Annotated in this window: 16 protein-coding genes and 1 tRNA gene; 3 read left to right on the forward strand and 14 right to left on the reverse strand. The window is 60.4% G+C overall.

Going from position 1 to position 15,459, the window contains the following annotated elements; all coding sequences use genetic code 11:
* The first annotated feature begins 231 nt into the window (after window positions 1–231).
* Entirely contained in the window at window positions 232–1,326 is a 1,095-nt protein-coding gene (locus ANTHELSMS3_RS15335) for an alkene reductase (protein WP_094035634.1), read from the forward strand.
* A gap of 272 nt (window positions 1,327–1,598) precedes the next feature.
* A complete protein-coding gene (gene lon, locus ANTHELSMS3_RS15340; RefSeq protein ID WP_094035635.1) occupies window positions 1,599–4,007 on the forward strand; it encodes an endopeptidase La in 2,409 nt (802 codons plus the stop codon).
* A 427-nt stretch (window positions 4,008–4,434) separates the two neighbouring features.
* Here lon and ANTHELSMS3_RS15345 read toward each other — a convergent pair whose 3' ends face one another.
* Window positions 4,435–4,629, reverse strand: a complete 195-nt coding sequence (locus ANTHELSMS3_RS15345) for a hypothetical protein (RefSeq protein WP_094035636.1) — start codon at window positions 4,627–4,629, stop codon at window positions 4,435–4,437.
* A 214-nt stretch (window positions 4,630–4,843) separates the two neighbouring features.
* Here ANTHELSMS3_RS15345 and ANTHELSMS3_RS15350 point away from each other — a divergent pair.
* Window positions 4,844–4,918 (forward strand) — tRNA-Val (locus tag ANTHELSMS3_RS15350).
* A gap of 112 nt (window positions 4,919–5,030) precedes the next feature.
* Here ANTHELSMS3_RS15350 and ANTHELSMS3_RS15355 read toward each other — a convergent pair.
* The 13 genes from ANTHELSMS3_RS15355 to ANTHELSMS3_RS15415 all read right to left on the reverse strand — a co-directional run bounded on the left by ANTHELSMS3_RS15355 (window position 5,031) and on the right by ANTHELSMS3_RS15415 (window position 15,453).
* Window positions 5,031–5,783 carry an ABC transporter ATP-binding protein gene (locus ANTHELSMS3_RS15355; RefSeq protein WP_094035637.1) on the reverse strand — a complete coding sequence of 251 codons (753 nt, stop codon included), beginning with the start codon at window positions 5,781–5,783 and terminating at the stop codon, window positions 5,031–5,033.
* Window positions 5,780–6,646, reverse strand: a complete 867-nt coding sequence (locus ANTHELSMS3_RS15360; RefSeq protein WP_094035638.1) for an ABC transporter ATP-binding protein — start codon at window positions 6,644–6,646, stop codon at window positions 5,780–5,782. The genes ANTHELSMS3_RS15355 and ANTHELSMS3_RS15360 overlap by 4 nt, the downstream gene beginning before the upstream one ends.
* Window positions 6,643–7,566: an ABC transporter permease gene (locus ANTHELSMS3_RS15365; RefSeq protein ID WP_094035639.1), complete on the reverse strand. Its 924-nt coding sequence runs from the start codon at window positions 7,564–7,566 to the stop codon at window positions 6,643–6,645. The genes ANTHELSMS3_RS15360 and ANTHELSMS3_RS15365 overlap by 4 nt, the downstream gene beginning before the upstream one ends.
* Window positions 7,563–8,585: an ABC transporter permease gene (locus ANTHELSMS3_RS15370; RefSeq protein ID WP_198319820.1), complete on the reverse strand. Its 1,023-nt coding sequence runs from the start codon at window positions 8,583–8,585 to the stop codon at window positions 7,563–7,565. The genes ANTHELSMS3_RS15365 and ANTHELSMS3_RS15370 overlap by 4 nt, the downstream gene beginning before the upstream one ends.
* Before the next feature lie 36 nt (window positions 8,586–8,621).
* Window positions 8,622–10,217, reverse strand: coding sequence for an ABC transporter substrate-binding protein (locus ANTHELSMS3_RS15375; protein ID WP_094035641.1), 1,596 nt, complete (start codon window positions 10,215–10,217; stop codon window positions 8,622–8,624).
* Between the two features lie 23 nt (window positions 10,218–10,240).
* Window positions 10,241–11,290, reverse strand: a complete 1,050-nt coding sequence (locus ANTHELSMS3_RS15380; protein WP_094035642.1) for a dipeptidase — start codon at window positions 11,288–11,290, stop codon at window positions 10,241–10,243.
* On the reverse strand, window positions 11,287–11,754 hold the full coding sequence (locus ANTHELSMS3_RS15385; protein ID WP_094035643.1) for a GNAT family N-acetyltransferase: 468 nt from the start codon (window positions 11,752–11,754) through the stop codon (window positions 11,287–11,289). The genes ANTHELSMS3_RS15380 and ANTHELSMS3_RS15385 overlap by 4 nt, the downstream gene beginning before the upstream one ends.
* Before the next feature lie 235 nt (window positions 11,755–11,989).
* Window positions 11,990–13,147 carry an energy transducer TonB family protein gene (locus ANTHELSMS3_RS15390; protein ID WP_094035644.1) on the reverse strand — a complete coding sequence of 386 codons (1,158 nt, stop codon included), beginning with the start codon at window positions 13,145–13,147 and terminating at the stop codon, window positions 11,990–11,992.
* Window positions 13,144–13,530 carry an ExbD/TolR family protein gene (locus tag ANTHELSMS3_RS15395; RefSeq protein ID WP_198319821.1) on the reverse strand — a complete coding sequence of 129 codons (387 nt, stop codon included), beginning with the start codon at window positions 13,528–13,530 and terminating at the stop codon, window positions 13,144–13,146. The genes ANTHELSMS3_RS15390 and ANTHELSMS3_RS15395 overlap by 4 nt, the downstream gene beginning before the upstream one ends.
* On the reverse strand, window positions 13,527–13,907 hold the full coding sequence (locus tag ANTHELSMS3_RS15400) for a biopolymer transporter ExbD (protein WP_094035645.1): 381 nt from the start codon (window positions 13,905–13,907) through the stop codon (window positions 13,527–13,529). Before ANTHELSMS3_RS15400 ends, ANTHELSMS3_RS15395 begins: the two co-directional genes overlap by 4 nt.
* Window positions 13,900–14,550: a MotA/TolQ/ExbB proton channel family protein gene (locus ANTHELSMS3_RS15405; RefSeq protein ID WP_094035646.1), complete on the reverse strand. Its 651-nt coding sequence runs from the start codon at window positions 14,548–14,550 to the stop codon at window positions 13,900–13,902. The genes ANTHELSMS3_RS15400 and ANTHELSMS3_RS15405 overlap by 8 nt, the downstream gene beginning before the upstream one ends.
* Window positions 14,547–14,981, reverse strand: a complete 435-nt coding sequence (locus ANTHELSMS3_RS15410; protein WP_094035647.1) for a hypothetical protein — start codon at window positions 14,979–14,981, stop codon at window positions 14,547–14,549. The genes ANTHELSMS3_RS15405 and ANTHELSMS3_RS15410 overlap by 4 nt, the downstream gene beginning before the upstream one ends.
* Window positions 14,982–15,138: 157 nt before the next feature.
* On the reverse strand, window positions 15,139–15,453 hold the full coding sequence (locus ANTHELSMS3_RS15415) for an antibiotic biosynthesis monooxygenase family protein (RefSeq protein WP_094035648.1): 315 nt from the start codon (window positions 15,451–15,453) through the stop codon (window positions 15,139–15,141).
* Window positions 15,454–15,459: the final 6 nt, after the last annotated feature.

Raw genomic sequence — 15,459 nt, forward strand, 5'->3', positions numbered from 1 at the left:
CGGCGAAAAACTGCCTGTGTGCAATGGGGTCAGGGTGGAATTGATACATTGAAAGATCGTGTTTCGGCTTTTGCGAAAGCGTTCCGCCATTCAATGCGCGTGCGCGCACAGTGCATGTCCATTCATGCGGGGCGTCCGGGTCTTGGAGATGGGCGAGGCACCAATACCTTAACAGGGTCATTCAGTCCGAAATCACTCAGGCTTGGAAAAAGTCGATCAAGGAGCCACCCTATGTCCACCAGTCTTTTCGATCCGATCACCATTGGCGCTATCGCATTGCGCAACCGCGTGGTGATGGCACCCCTGACCCGCAACCGTGCGCTGGAAGGCGATGCGCCGATGGATATTCATGTCGAGTATTATCGTCAGCGCGCGGGTGCCGGCCTGATCATCACCGAGGCGTCTCAGATCTCGCCCGAGGGCAAGGGCTATGCCTGGACGCCGGGTATCTATAGCGACGCGCAGGTGGCCGGTTGGAAAAAGGTGACCGACGCCGTCCATGCCGAGGGCGGCAAGATCGTCCTCCAGCTGTGGCACGTTGGCCGGATCAGCCATACCTCGTTGCAAGAGGGCGGCAAGGCTCCTGTTGCGCCCTCTGCCATCCGGGCCGAAGGGGTGCCGACCTTTGACGGTACACAGATGGTCGATGTGTCCGAGCCGCGCGCGCTGGATCTGGATGAGCTGCCGCGCATCGTCGAGGATTTCCGCAAGGCAACGCTGAACGCCAAGGCGGCGGGCTTTGACGGGGTCGAGGTGCATGGCGCCAATGGCTATCTGCTGGACCAGTTCCTCAAGGACGGCACCAACCTCCGCGATGACGCCTATGGCGGATCGTTTGAGAACCGCGCCCGACTGCTGGGCGAGGTTCTGGATGCGGTTTCCGCTGCTTGGGATGCGGGCCATGTGGGGCTGCGCCTGTCGCCGTTCTCTGGGGCCAACGGGGCCGTGGACAGCGATCCCAAGGCGCTGGCAGAGTTTCTGGTCGATTTCGTGTCGGGCCGGGGGCTGGCCTATCTGCACATGATCGAGGGTCAGACCGGCGGTCCGCGAGACATGCCCGACGGTGTCGATCTGGATGGGTTGAAGGCGCGGTTTGACGGCGCGTGGATGGCCAACAACGGCTACGACCGCGACATGGCCATGACCCGCGTGGCGAACGGGCAGGCCGATCTGGTGGCTTTCGGTCGTCCCTATATCGCCAACCCCGATCTGGAACGCCGTTTGGAACTGGGCGCAGAGCTGAACGATCTGGACCCGGGCACGCTGTATGGTGGTGGGGCCAAAGGCTATACCGACTACCCGGCGCTGAGCGACAAGGCCGCCTGACGCCTTTCGCCATGAAAAAGGCGCGTCCCGTCAGCGGGGCGCGCCCAGTCTCAGATCCGACAATCTTTTGGGCCGATCGGATTTGCCGGAAAACCCCGCTTGCACGCCCGCGCGCCACGCGTCATGTTTGCCGGATAGAAGGGGCCAAGCCCGAACAGGCGACGCTTGAAATTGGACAGAAAAGGCCCACTTTTTGTTCTCCATGACCGGAGACGACCCAGATGTTGCCGCGAAGCGGGGCAGGGACGTCTTGCCAAGAACAGGACACGAGCATGAAACAACCTCTCAATTCCTCCTATCCGGTGTTGCCGCTCAGGGACATCGTGGTGTTCCCGCATATGATCGTGCCGCTTTTTGTAGGGCGCGAAAAATCTGTGCGCGCCTTGGAAGAGGTGATGAACGACGACAAGCAGATCCTGCTGGCGTCGCAGATCGATCCCAGCATCGATGATCCCGGCACCGACGGTATCTTTAAGGCCGGCGTGCTGGCGAATGTGCTGCAACTGCTGAAACTGCCCGATGGCACCGTCAAGGTGCTGGTCGAGGGCCAGACGCGTGTGCGCATCGAAGAATACATCGAAAACGACAACTACTTTGAGGCCAAGGCCGAGTACCTGACAGAGATGCCCGGCGATACCGCCGCCATCGAAGCGCTGGTCCATACGGTCGCCGAAGAGTTTGAGCGTTATTCGAAGATCAAAAAGAACATCCCCGATGAGGCGCTGTCCGCCGTTGGTGAGGCGACTGAGCCTGCGCAACTGGCTGACCTTGTCGCCGGTCATCTGGGCGTGGAAGTCCACCAAAAGCAGGAATTGCTGGAAACGCTGTCCATCAGTGAGCGGCTGGAAAAGGTCTATGGCCTGATGCAGGGCGAACTGTCGGTCCTGCAGGTCGAGAAAAAGATCAAGACCCGCGTCAAGACCCAGATGGAGAAGACCCAGCGCGAATATTATCTGAATGAGCAAATGAAGGCCATTCAGAAGGAGCTGGGTGACGGCGAAGAGGGCGAAGGCGAAATCGCCGAGCTGGAAGAAAAGATTTCTGCCACCAAGCTGTCCAAGGAAGCCCGCGAAAAGGCCGATGCCGAGCTGAAAAAGCTCAAGAACATGTCGCCCATGTCCGCTGAGGCGACCGTGGTACGCAACTACCTAGACTGGATGCTCAGCATTCCGTGGGGCGTGAAAAGCCGTGTGAAAAAAGACCTGAACCGGGCGCAGGAGATCCTTGATGAGGATCACTACAGCCTTGAAAAGGTCAAAGAGCGGATGGTCGAGTATCTCGCCGTTCAGGCGCGGTCGAAAAAGCTCAAAGGTCCGATCCTTTGCCTTGTCGGCCCTCCGGGTGTCGGTAAGACCTCGCTTGGGAAATCCGTTGCCAAGGCCACGGGACGCGAGTTTATCCGTATCTCGCTGGGCGGCGTGCGTGACGAATCCGAGATCCGCGGCCACCGTCGGACCTACATCGGCTCTATGCCCGGCAAGATCATTCAGGCGCTGAAAAAGGCCAAAACCACCAACCCGCTTATCCTGCTCGACGAGATCGACAAGATGGGTCAGGATTTCCGTGGTGATCCGGCGTCGGCCATGCTGGAGGTGTTGGACCCCGAACAGAACGGCACGTTTGTCGACCACTATCTTGAGGTGGAATACGATCTGTCGAACGTGATGTTCGTGACCACGGCCAACAGCTATAACATGCCGGGGCCGCTGCTTGACCGGATGGAGATCATTTCGCTTTCGGGCTACACCGAGGACGAAAAGATCGAAATCGCCAAGCGGCACTTGCTGGACAAGGTGATCAAGAACCACGGCCTGCGGAAGGGTGAAGTCACCATTCAGGACGACGCGTTGACCGACATCGTGCGCTACTACACGCGCGAGGCGGGCGTGCGGAATCTGGAACGTGAGATTGCCAAACTGGCGCGTAAAGCGGTGACCAAGATCGTCAAGAAAGAGACCGATCAGGTCACGATTTCAGCCGAGAACCTCTCTGATTTCCTTGGCGTGAAGAAGTTCCGCTATGGTCTGGCCGAGGATGAGCATCAGGTTGGTGTCGTCACCGGGTTGGCGTGGACGTCGGTTGGTGGCGATCTGTTGCAGATCGAGGCGCTGAAGCTGCCGGGCAAGGGCCGGATGAAAACCACCGGCAAGCTGGGCGATGTGATGAAGGAATCCATCGATGCGGCGGCCTCTTATGTGCGCTCGATCTCGCCGCAAATCGGGGTGAAGCCGCCGAAGTTCGATAAGCTGGACATCCACGTCCACGTTCCGGACGGTGCAACACCCAAGGACGGGCCGTCGGCCGGTCTGGCCATGGTGACGTCGATCGTGTCGGTGCTGACGGGCATTCCGGTGCGCAAGGATATCGCCATGACGGGCGAAGTGTCCCTGCGTGGCAACGCGATGCCCATCGGTGGCTTGAAGGAAAAGTTGCTGGCGGCGCTGCGTGGCGGGATCAAGACCGTTCTCATCCCTGAGGAGAACGAAAAAGATCTGGTCGAACTGCCAGACAACGTGAAACAGGGGCTGGAGATCATCCCGGTCAAACACGTCTCCGAGGTGCTGGACATCGCACTGATTTCCAAACCCGAAGCAGTGGATTGGGATGAGGCCGCGGAAGAGGCCGCTGCTGCCGCCAAGGCGCAGGCAGAAGCGACGGTGGCGAGCGCACGGGCGCACTGATTGGCCACTGTCCGTCCCTGACATGAAACGCAAAACGCGCGGTGGTTGCCCTCCGCGCGTTTTTTGTCGTTCGGGGCGTGCCCGGCTTTATGGGTCGTCGTGGGGAAACTAGTGACTGCCGCCTCCGCCGGAATTGGCGGCGGTTGCAAGGATGACAATCAGCACGAGCGGGATAAGGAGACCGGCCCCCGAAGACGGGGCGGTCAGGCTCTTCACAAGGCCCCGTGGGACGCAACAGCCACCTATGCCAGCAGGTTGGCGTCACGGCAGGTTTTCAAAGCGCGCATTGTTGAAGCGATTCTTGCGAACAGTCGGCGTCGGTGCCCTTTGGGTCAAAACGCAGAAAAGGGCCCCGCAGTCGTGCCACGAGGCCTTTTTTTTATTAGTCTCGTCCCCGTGGTCCCCGGAACGCTTTTCGCGACTTGCCTTACTGGCTGACGGCGACGCCAAAGACCACGACCGTCATCAGGGCGATCAGCAATCCGCCGCTGCTGCTGGTCTGTTGTGTCTCAGCGACAATGACCGGTGGTGCGACATTAGGTTCGTCATAGCCCCCCGCGAATGCGGTTGTGGAGGTCGTGGCAGCGACCAGAAGACTTGCGGCAGCAATCGTCTTTTTCATGTTTTTCTCCAAGCCCAGGTAAAACGTGTGGAAAAGCGTGCATTGGAGATTCGTTGCAAGTCAAGCAACTGCTTGGCGCGATGTGAGATTCGGATTCGGACTGTGCCGATGCTGCCGCGCCGACGCGGAGGCGGGCAGGGGCGATAATTGGGGGCATTTTTGCGCCGCCGCCCTCTTGCGCCGCGCGCACTGTGGCGGTAATAGGACCGCCACCGGGTGATTAGCTCAGTGGTAGAGCGCTTCGTTCACATCGAAGATGTCAGGGGTTCAAATCCCTTATCACCCACCATTTCTCCTCCGCTTGAACACAGCGCGCTATGACCAACGCGCGTTGAGACACGGTAGAGCCGACCGGCGGCAATTGGTTGCTGCCTGTTCGACACGGGGCATGGCGCGCGACCCTAGCGGACGGAATTGATGGAACTGTCCAGCAGGTGACGCGTGTAGGGATCTTTGGCCTTACGCTTGCGCATGTCATCGACGGCCAAGACCTCGACAAAGCGGCCCTCTTTCATCACGCCGATCCGTTCGCACAGATGTCCCACCACACCCAGATCGTGCGAGACCATCACATAGGTCAATTTGTGCTCTTCGCGCAGATCGGTCAGCAGGTTCAGGATCTCCGCCTGAACGGACACATCCAGCGCGGAGGTCGGCTCATCCAGCAGTAGGATCGACGGATCACAGGCCAGAGAACGCGCAATGGCGACGCGCTGGCGTTGTCCCCCGGACAATTGATGCGGATAACGAAAGCGAAAGCCCGCCCCAAGACCGACGTCGTCCAGCAAGCGACCGATGCGTTTGTCGACGTCCTGAACGCCGTGCAGACCCATCGCCTCTGACAGAACGCGATCAACCGTCTGGCGTGGATGGAGCGAGGCATAGGGATCCTGAAAGACCATCTGAACCTTGCGGTAGAAGGCCTTGCTACGGCGCGTACCAAGGGCCTCTCCGGCGACTTTCATCTCTCCGGACCATGTTGGAACCAGTCCGGCGATGGCCCGCAGGATCGTCGATTTGCCAGAGCCGCTTTCCCCTACAAGGCCAAAGCTTTCGCCGTCGGCCACCTGAAAACTGACGTCTTTGACGGCCAGCGCGCGTTCGGCACCAGAGCCGAACCAGACGTCTAGATTGCGGATGTCGATGGCGCTCATTGGCGGGCACTCACGGATGGGGCCTCACGCCAGGCCGGGTCGCGTTGCAGGACCTCCAGCCGGTCGCGGGGGTGTTCCAGATCGGGGACTGAATTGAGCAGGCCCAGCGTGTAGGGGTGTTTCGCTTGGCCCAACTCGCTGGCCTTGCAGGTTTCGACGATGCGGCCTGCGTACATGATGGCGATGCGGTCACAGAACTTGGCGACAAGGTTCAGGTCATGACTGATAAACATCAACCCCATGCCCCGGTCCCGCACCAGTTTGTCCATGATGTCCAGCACCTGAAGCTGCACCGACACATCCAGCGCTGAGGTCGGTTCATCTGCGATGAGGATTTCAGGGTTTGGCAGCAGCATCATGGCGATCATGATGCGCTGGCCCATGCCGCCGGAGACCTCATGCGGGTACAGGTCAAAGACCCGCTCAGGATCGCGGATTGCAACCTCATCCAGCACTTCGATCGCGCGTTTGCGTGCGGCGCTGCGTGACACGGCTTCATGGGCGCGCAGCGACTCAACCAGTTGTTGGCCAATACTCATCACCGGGTTGAGCGAGAACTTGGGATCCTGCATCACCATCGACACCCGCCCGCCGCGCAGTTTGCGCATTCGCCGTTCCGGCAGCGACAGGATGTCCTCACCATGGATCTCTAGCTTGTCCGCCTCGATCATGCCGGGCGGGCGGATCAGGCGCAGCGCGGCGCGACCCGTCATCGACTTGCCCGAGCCGCTTTCGCCGACAATGCCAAGACGTTCGCGGCCAAGGGTGAAGGAAATGCCGCGTACCGCGTCAAACACGCCTGAGCGGGTCTGGAATCTGACCCATAGGTTCTCGACGTCCAGAAGGGGGGACTCGTCTGTCATGCGTCGCCTTCCTTGGGGTCCAGTACGTCGCGCAGCCCGTCACCCAGCAGGTTGAAGGCAAGGCTGATGGCAAAGATCGCGATGCCGGGGATCGTTGCGACCCACCAGTAATCCAGGATGTACTTGCGTCCCTCAGAGATCATCGCGCCCCATTCCGGGCTGGGCGGTTGCGCGCCAAGGCCCAGAAAGCCAAGTCCCGCCGCTGTCAGGATGATGCCCGCCATATCCAGCGTCACCCGGATCACCAGCGATGAGATACACAGTGGCCAGATATGGCGCGTGACGATGCGCAGCGGCCCGGCACCTTGCAGGCGGATTGCGTGGATGTAGTCGGAATTGCGGATGGTCAGCGTCTCTGCCCGCGCGATACGGGCATAGGGCGGCCATGCGGTCAATGAGATGGCCAGCACCGCATTCTCGATCCCGGCCCCCAGCGCGGCGACAAAGGCCAGCGCCAGAATGAGCCGCGGAAAGGCAAGAAAGATGTCCGTGACCCGCATCAACAACACGTCGATCCATCCCCCGGCATAACCGGAGACGGTGCCGACGATCAGCCCGACAAGCGGGGCCACCATGACGACCAGCAGCACGATATAGATCGAGATGCGCGCGCCGTATAGCAGCCGAGAGTAGATATCCCGCCCCAGACTGTCGGTGCCAAGAAGATGCCCGTTGTCACCCGGTGCCAACAGCCGTTGGCCCAGATCCTGCGCAAAGGGATCATGGCTGGCCAGCAGCGGCGCAAAGATGGCTGCCAAGATCAGGAACGCCAGAACGGCAAGACCGAACATCGCCAGCGTGTTTGACCGGAACGTCAGCCAGCCCTTGTACCAAGAGGCAAACCGGGCCTGTCGGCGCGAACTGGGTTCTTCTGACAGCAGCCAGCTGCGCAGTCCTTGTGTGCTGGATGTGCTGGTCATTTGGACCTCGGATCAAAGAAGCGGTAGAGCAGGTCGGAAAAAATGTTGATCCCGACAAAGATGGTGCCGATCACGATGGTGCCGCCCAAGACAGAATTCATGTCATTGGCCAACAGCGAGGTCGTGATGTAGCTGCCCAGTCCCGGCCACGCAAAGATGATCTCTGTCAGCACGGAGCCTTCCAGCAGGTTGGCGTATGCCAGTGCGATCACGGTGATCAGCTGGATGCGGATGTTGCGAAAGGCATGGCCCCAGACGACCTGCCATTCACTCAGCCCTTTGACCCGCGCTGTGGTGACATATTCCGTGCCCAGCTGTTCCAGCATGAAGGAGCGCGTCATCCGACTGATGTAGGCAAGGCTATAGTAGCCCAACAAGGCGGCGGGCAGGATGATGTGCGAAAATGCGTCCTTGAACACTGTCCATTCGCCACGCAGCGCACTGTCGATCAGCAACATGCCGGTGATCGGCTCCACGATCCCCTGATAGAAGATCCCCAGACGTCCGGGCCCGGCAACCCAGCCAAGGATGCCGTAAAACACCAGCAACCCCACAAGGCCCAGCCAGAAGATGGGCATGGAGTAGCCAATCAGCCCGACAAAGCGCGCCAGTTGGTCAATCCAGCTGCCGCGCCGGACGGCCGCCACCACACCCAGCGGCACACCCAGAACGATGCCGATGATGGTGCCCAGCGTGGCAAGTTCCAGCGTCGCGGGGAACACGCGGGCGATGTCGGTGGTGACCTCTTGGCCGGTGCGGATCGATTTGCCGAAGTCGCCGTGCAGAACGTCGTTCACATAGATCCCGAATTGCACCAGCAACGGCTGATCCAGTCCAAGGTCGATATAGGTTTGATTGTATTGTTCTTGTGTCGCCCGTTCGCCGATCACGGCCAGAACCGGGTCGATCGGCATCACCCGGCCGATCATGAACGTCACGAAAAGAAGACCGAGGATCGTCGCCGCCACGGTCGCAACCGTGGCAAGCGTCTTTCTCAGCCACGGAGGGAAGGACGGCATCTGCCGTCCTTCGCTACGAGCTTGGGTATCGGGCATTTACTTTGTAATGACCCAGTAGGAGACCGCCGTCGTCGCGCCGCCGGCGACAAAGTTCTCGACGCTGGCACCCATGCCGTTCTGTTCGATCTGTTGGAACATCACGCCAAAGGGGCTGACCTTTTGATGCTCGGCCTGCAGGGCCAGATACATCTCGCGCCGTTTGTCGGTGTCGTTCTCGACCACGGCGGCAAGGGTCTGCTCGCTCATCTCCGGAATACCCCAGGCATTGCGCCATGCCAGAAGGCCAGTGGCCCCCGCCGCGTCAGAGTTGTCGGGGTTGACGGCAAAGGTGCCCGCGTTGGTGTTGGGATCCGGGTAGTCCGGGCCCCATGCGCCAAGATAGATGTCATGCTCACGCGCACGGTAGCGGTCCAACGTCTGCGCGCCGGTGCCGACGACCAGTTCGACTTCGCATCCGATCATGCCCCATGTGTTTTGCAAAGATTGAGCAATATCAAGGCGTTCCTGCGCGTCGCGCACAGAGATCTTGATCGGACCACATTCCGGGAATGCGGACTCAGCCAGCGCGGCCTTGGCGGTTTCGATGTCGTATGAGAACGGTTTGTCCTCTAGCGCGCCAAGGAAGGTCAGCGGCAAGAAGGCCTGATGCACGGTGTACTGTCCCTTGAGGAACGACCCGGACATGCCCTCATAATCGGTGGCAAATTTCAGCGCCTCAAGCACCTTGGGATCGGACAGCATCTCGTTCTTTTGGTTGGCCGAGAAATACATCAGGCGGCCGCGCAGTTCGTCCACGATCTTGACGCCATCGACCTTTTCCAGACCGGCCACATCCTCGGGCGACAGGTTGCGCGCAACGTCAATGTCGCCGCGTTCCAGCTGCAGGCGCTGTGTCGCGCTTTCCTGAATGTGCTGGACGATCACCCGTTCCATGGCGGGCTTTTCGCCGCCGTAGTTCGGGTTCAGGTCCATCAGGACGCTTTCATTCGGTTTCCAGTCGACGACCTTGTAGGGGCCGGAACCGGCGGTGTTGGTGCGCAGCCACGCGTTGCCCATGTCGCCGTCGACCTCATTGGCCATGGCGGTTTTCATGTCGACAATCCCGCCGATGGTTGCGGTCAGGCAGTTCAGGACAAAGGAGACGGCGTAGGGTTTGTCCAGCGTCAGGACCAGTGTCTTGTCATCGGTTGCAACGATGGTCTGTTCGACGTTTTCGGCGGTAAAGCCGAACTGCGTCAGAATAAACGACGGCGTCTTGTTCAGCAGCACGGCGCGGCGCAGCGAGAATTCCGCATCCTTGGCTGTCACCGGATTGCCCGATGCAAACACATGGCCGTCCGCCATGGTAAAGGTGATGGTCTTGCCATCCTCGGAAATATCCCAGCTTTCGGCCAGATCGGGCTGATAACCGGCATCCAGATCCAGCGGATCGAAGTTCACCAGCTTGTTGTAGACATTGCGGCTGACGTCGGCGCCCGCAAATTCAAAGCTTTCGGCCGGATCGAATGTCTTGATGTCGTCGATCCGGTTGGCAATCACCAACATGTTCGGCGGCGTTTCAGCCATGACAGGCGCGGCGACGCCTGCCGACAGCATTGCGGTGACCACCGCTGCGACAAAAGATTGTTTCATGTTGTAACTCCCTGTTTTTATTATCAAGCGCCCCAAGTTTTCCTTAGGACGCGCAACCAGTTCCCATGTGTGATCTTGGCCATCAGGCCGTCATCCACACCATGAGATCGCAGTGCCTCGACAAGAGCGGGCAGGCCTGAGCAGTCTCCGATCGGTGCGGGTACCAGTGCCCCGTCAAAATCCGATCCAAGGCCAACGCGGTCTTCACCCAGTCTTTGGACCAGATGGTCAAAATGTTGGAGCATTATGTCAAGCTCAAACTCTGCATCCATTCGTCCGTCCGGCCGTAGAAAGGCACTTGCGAAGTTTATGCCCACCATTCCATCACTGTCGCGGATCATGTCCAGCTGACGGTCGGTCAGGTTGCGCGAATGCGGACAAACGGCCCATGCGTTAGAGTGCGTCGCCACCAGCGGCGCATCGGTGATGCGCGCGACGTCATCGACGCCTTTTTCGTTCAGATGGGACAAATCCACCAATATCTTCAGCTGGTTACATTCGCGGATCAGCGCCTTGCCCGCCTCTGTCAGACCCGGCCCGGTGTCTGGGTCGGACGGATAGCGAAACGGCACACCGTGCCCCCAGACGGTGTCCCGGCTCCAGACCGGGCCGAGTGATCGCAACCCGCGCGCGTGCCAAGTATGCAGGCGCTCAAACTCTCGGTCCACCGCCTCGGCGCCCTCAATATGCATGACGGCGGCCATTTCCGGTGCGGGCAGGGCGGTCTCTACCTCGGCGGCTGTCCGGCAAAGGCGGACAGCGCCCGCCGTCTCAAGATCCTCAAGCGCCGCGAACCCGCGATCGGTCCAGTCCAGCGCTTCAACTTCTGACACGATTTCAGGCAGTGGAATGTCATAGGCCGGTTTGATCATTTCTTCGTGCCGGACGGCTTTGTTGCCGGGGCTGGGCACAAAAATCGCGAACATGCCGCCGCCAAAGCCGCCGCTTTGTGCGCGCGGCTTGTCAATGTGGCCATCGTGCAGGCCCTCGGTCACTTGTTCTGCGGTCACATCGCCCCGCAGCAGGCGCAGAACCAGATCGTTGTGTCCGTCAAAGACCGGAAATTTGGTCATGTCGTCTCCAGTGATAGTTTGAAACCGAAATGCGTCGGCTCAAATCCGGCGCGTTCGTAGAATCGATGGGCGTCGGTTCTTCGACGGTCAGAGGTGAGCTGCACCAAAGAGCATCCGCGCCGCCGCGCCTCCTCCATCGCCCAGTCGACCAGATCCCGGCCCAGACCCTTGCCGCGCAGCGCCCGGGCCACGCGCATCGCCTCTATCTGCGCGCGCCATGCACCGTGACGGGACAGGCCGGGGATAAACGACAACAGCAAAGTTGCGGCGATCACGCCGTCTTTTTCACCGACAACAAGCAAGTGATTGGGGTCGGCATCAATAGCGTCAAACGCGCTTTGATACGCTGGATCGGGCTTGGCCTTTTCCCTCGTTTGTCCAATGTCATCATCGGCATAAAGGGCGATCAGAGCGGGCAGGTCGGTCTGTCGGGCCAATCGGATGGAGAGCGTGTTGCGTGTCATGCGCTAACCCTTGGCGAATTCGCAGCAAGAAGCAACATATGCTCCTCGCTTTAAATCGGGTCCACGCCGTGCGGGCTACATTCCTGAAGTGCCTCAGGCAATACGATGAGGGTTTGACCAATCACGGTGTCCGGCCGGCGATCAAGGAATACTGTCGCCGGGTCCGGCCACAGTTCCGGGTTGAAAAATTGCGCCCATTGCGATCACATCACAGTTTGTCGGGGCGGTCCTTGCCTTAACGCCCCTGGATCCTGACCGAAAAGCTGCGTCTGGCGCCTTGGGGTGGTTTGGGGAAGGGGCCTGCACCGCGCACAAGGCGAACGGCAGCGCTGTCCAGCGCGGAAGAGCCAGAGCTTTGCGCCAGCGAGACCGAGGCCAGCCCGCCACCAGAACTGATGGAAAAGGTGACAACGGCCGTCCCGCGCGCGGATATGTTTGGTTTGCCCGCGCGCGACAGCCTGCGCATGACGAGACCGGGATAGTTGCTGGCCGCTGCGTTACCTGCCTCTTTTGTCCGGCCTCCACTGCCGCTTTGGCGGGCGGTGGCGGCGGCTTTGCCGGTGGTTGAACCGGCGCGGGCATTGTGGGGCGCACCGCCTTGCGGTTGCTTGGTGGGGGTCTTGGCTTGTTTGACCGGTTTGGGTTTCGGGGCCGGTTTATGGGCTTTCTCAAACTCAGTGCTGCGTTGTTTGGGCCGCAGTGACCGCGTCACCGCCGCACTCTCGGGGGCCTTGGACGACAGCTTTTCGGGGAGAACCTCGGCGTGCGGTGTTGCGCTTTCCGGGCGAACCGCCGTCGCGCTTTCTGGCTTGGTCGGAACCGGCGCGCTTTTGGGCGCGGCGGCGGTGACAGTTGCGGGCGCGACGGGGCTAGCCGCCTTTGGGGCCATAGGTTTGACCGTCTTGGGCGTTGTTTGGTCGGCCCGTTCTGGCGGGAGAGGTTTTGCGATCTCTGCCGCGTTTCGTGCCAATGTCCCGTCGGCCATGTCCGGGGCGAGCGCCACGGGCGACACCTGCTCTGCCGCCTCGGGCGGCGGGGTGGTTGTGACGGTTTCCGGCCGGTCTGGGGTGACAGGATTCGCAAGCGCAGCGGTCAGACGGTCTGTCGGACGGTCGGGGCGCGCCTCGTCCGGGACGTCGGCAGCCGTGCGATCGGTCTGTTCCGGCTCTGCCGCCTTGGTGACGTCATCCGGTTGGATGGTATCGGAGGGATCTGGTGTCAGGGTTCCGGCGGCCATGTCCTGAAAGGCATTTCCCAACCGGACTTCCACCGCTCCGTCGGCCCCTTCGGTTTTGACCGTTTCGGGCACGGACAGCGCCAGCGCCAAAGCCCCATGCACAGCAATTGCGGTCGACAAGGCAACGGCTTTGGCTGCCTGCGAAGATCGGATCATTCCAACCCCCTTTCGGTAACGATAACGACGCGGTCTGCCCCAGCGCTCCGTAGGGCGCGCCCCAGTTCCACAAGCGTGCCAGCGGGCAGATCCCGGTCAGGCACAATCCGCGCCCGGTCCCGTGCATCGCTTGGCAATGCTGCCAGAAATTCAGCCGCAGATTCCACGGTTGCGCCTTTATGTGTCATGCGACCATCCGCATGAACCACCAAGGCATTCGCCGGGGGCGTGCCAGTGATCGACGCGGTGCGCACCAGTGTCAGGGATTTGTCCAAAGGCGCGGCAAGTGTGCCCGCAACCAAAAAGAAGATCAGCATCAAAAAGACGATATTGATCAGGGCGATGGCTGGTTCGCCTTTCTGGCGGGCGGGTTTGCGTATCATGTTGCCTCCAACACCGTTACCTGAAGATCGGCAATTTCCCTTAGCACCGACAGCAAATCCGTAAGACGTTGCGCCGTGACATCGCCGCCCAAAGACACTAGCACCCCAAGCGGACCATCGCCGCCGCGATGCGCGGCAAGGCTATCAGGCAAATCCTCCAATGCTGCGTCTGAGCCGTTCACGCGCAACGCCTGCATCCCCAACGTCACAAAGACAGGCCGATCTGTGCCAGCACTTGTTCCGGCACCCGCAGCTGCCAGATCCACTTCGGCAAATCGGGTAAACGTGGAGGACAGCATAAAGAACAGCAGCAGCAGAAAGATGACGTCGATCAACGATGTCATCGACAGTTTGCGACGTGGTTTTCGCCTACGCATGGGCGGGTTCTGCGGCAAACGTCTGCGCCGGTGTCGCCCCGGTGGGCGCAAGCACCGTGCGCAGTGCTTTATGTGCCAAAACGCGGTCTGCATCCATGCGCGATTCCAGCCAGCTGAGCACGACAGAGGTGGGCATGGCGACGGCCAGCCCGACCGCCGTGGTCATCAACGCGACCCAGATCCCGCCCGCAAGGATGGAGGGATCCACCTGCGCGCCTGCCTCTTGTAGTGCTTGAAATGCCGAAATCATGCCAAGAACGGTTCCGAACAACCCAAGCAACGGGGCCAGCTGCGCGACGGAATCGAGCAATCGAAACCCGCGTTCAAGCTGTGCAAAACGCGTTTCTGCCTCGGCTTCCAGCCGGTCTGCGTCGGTCTGGCCCTCAACCGCCATGGTGATCACCGGCACCAGATAGCTGCGCGAACGGTCGAGATAGTTGCGGGCACCCGCCCTGTCGCCCGCGTCCCATGCAGCGATGGCCTGCCGCAAGGCCTTGTGCCTGCCGACACCCGCGGCGGCGAACTGCCACAGTTTATACAGGACCACAGTTGCAACCAGAACGGACAAGGCCACCAGCAGCAAGACAACCGGGCCGCCAAGCTCGGCGATGCGCAGAACAGCGTCTTGAAGCGTGGCAATCATCCCAGCACCTCAACGTCGGTGCGGCTGCGCAACTCCAATCCATCGGTGCAGGCCGCTGCGGGAATTCCGTCCCCGGTGCAGGTCTCGGCCCCATTGACCAGCAGACGGCCTAGTCCGGCACATGCGAGACCCGTCAGTGTAAACTGCCGGACCCGTGGTCGGGCGGAGGGCAGGGCACCGAAATCAAACAACGTCAGGCGATCGACGCGGCCTTCGGTGTCGAACAAAACCGCTTCATAGACGGCTTGTTCGATGTCCGTGGGGTGGCCGTTCTGCACAAGAAAACTGATCCGGCAGGCCCCTTCGATCGGTTCCAGCGCGTTGAGTTCAATTGAAATATGCGCGCCCTGCGCATCCTGAGCAAAACTGGGCCCGGCCACCGTCGCGGCGGCCAGACACAGGGCACAAGCAAGTTTCGTGTAAGCGGACATTTCCCCAGCCTCTCATAACCTGAACGGTGATCTGGCTGAGGTCGAAACCCTTGCTGGATGCGTCGTGAATACCACCCGGAAGGACGGCTATCAATACCTGATGAATTCACTAAGTTTTGCAGAGTGCCCTTCGCAAACACATCATGGAACTGCCCGCCTAGGCGTCGATTTTCTGGATCGACTTAAAGCCTTCGAACTTTGGCGCGCCCTCATGCAGCTTACGGGTTTGCCCTGCGCGAGCGTGGGACGCGCGAAAGGCGTCACTGGTTGTCCAGGCCCGGAAATGCTGTTCGCTTTCCCAAACGGTGTGCGACGCGTACAGAACCCGCCCTTCGTCCTCTGGGCCTTTGAGCATGTGGAACGCAACAAAGCCTTCCATGTCCGAAAGGCGGCTTTCGCGGGACAGCCACAGTTCTTCGAACTCGGCGGCATTTTCCAACGGCACAGTGAAACGGTTCATCGCCAGATACATAAGAAG

Origin of the sequence: Antarctobacter heliothermus, from assembly GCF_002237555.1 — a bacterium.
GTDB lineage: Bacteria > Pseudomonadota > Alphaproteobacteria > Rhodobacterales > Rhodobacteraceae > Antarctobacter > Antarctobacter heliothermus_B.

What these genes read in the sequence shown, in the direction of transcription:
- ANTHELSMS3_RS15335 (WP_094035634.1), top strand. Translation starts at nt 232, where the DNA reads ATGTCCACCAGTCTTTTCGATCCGATCACCATTGGCGCTATCGCATTG.
- lon (WP_094035635.1), top strand. Translation starts at nt 1,599, where the DNA reads ATGAAACAACCTCTCAATTCCTCCTATCCGGTGTTGCCGCTCAGGGAC.
- ANTHELSMS3_RS15345 (WP_094035636.1), bottom strand. Translation starts at nt 4,629, where the DNA reads ATGAAAAAGACGATTGCTGCCGCAAGTCTTCTGGTCGCTGCCACGACC.
- ANTHELSMS3_RS15355 (WP_094035637.1), bottom strand. Translation starts at nt 5,783, where the DNA reads ATGAGCGCCATCGACATCCGCAATCTAGACGTCTGGTTCGGCTCTGGT.
- ANTHELSMS3_RS15360 (WP_094035638.1), bottom strand. Translation starts at nt 6,646, where the DNA reads ATGACAGACGAGTCCCCCCTTCTGGACGTCGAGAACCTATGGGTCAGA.
- ANTHELSMS3_RS15365 (WP_094035639.1), bottom strand. Translation starts at nt 7,566, where the DNA reads ATGACCAGCACATCCAGCACACAAGGACTGCGCAGCTGGCTGCTGTCA.
- ANTHELSMS3_RS15370 (WP_198319820.1), bottom strand. Translation starts at nt 8,585, where the DNA reads ATGCCGTCCTTCCCTCCGTGGCTGAGAAAGACGCTTGCCACGGTTGCG.
- ANTHELSMS3_RS15375 (WP_094035641.1), bottom strand. Translation starts at nt 10,217, where the DNA reads ATGAAACAATCTTTTGTCGCAGCGGTGGTCACCGCAATGCTGTCGGCA.
- ANTHELSMS3_RS15380 (WP_094035642.1), bottom strand. Translation starts at nt 11,290, where the DNA reads ATGACCAAATTTCCGGTCTTTGACGGACACAACGATCTGGTTCTGCGC.
- ANTHELSMS3_RS15385 (WP_094035643.1), bottom strand. Translation starts at nt 11,754, where the DNA reads ATGACACGCAACACGCTCTCCATCCGATTGGCCCGACAGACCGACCTG.
- ANTHELSMS3_RS15390 (WP_094035644.1), bottom strand. Translation starts at nt 13,147, where the DNA reads ATGATCCGATCTTCGCAGGCAGCCAAAGCCGTTGCCTTGTCGACCGCA.
- ANTHELSMS3_RS15395 (WP_198319821.1), bottom strand. Translation starts at nt 13,530, where the DNA reads ATGATACGCAAACCCGCCCGCCAGAAAGGCGAACCAGCCATCGCCCTG.
- ANTHELSMS3_RS15400 (WP_094035645.1), bottom strand. Translation starts at nt 13,907, where the DNA reads ATGCGTAGGCGAAAACCACGTCGCAAACTGTCGATGACATCGTTGATC.
- ANTHELSMS3_RS15405 (WP_094035646.1), bottom strand. Translation starts at nt 14,550, where the DNA reads ATGATTGCCACGCTTCAAGACGCTGTTCTGCGCATCGCCGAGCTTGGC.
- ANTHELSMS3_RS15410 (WP_094035647.1), bottom strand. Translation starts at nt 14,981, where the DNA reads ATGTCCGCTTACACGAAACTTGCTTGTGCCCTGTGTCTGGCCGCCGCG.
- ANTHELSMS3_RS15415 (WP_094035648.1), bottom strand. Translation starts at nt 15,453, where the DNA reads ATGTATCTGGCGATGAACCGTTTCACTGTGCCGTTGGAAAATGCCGCC.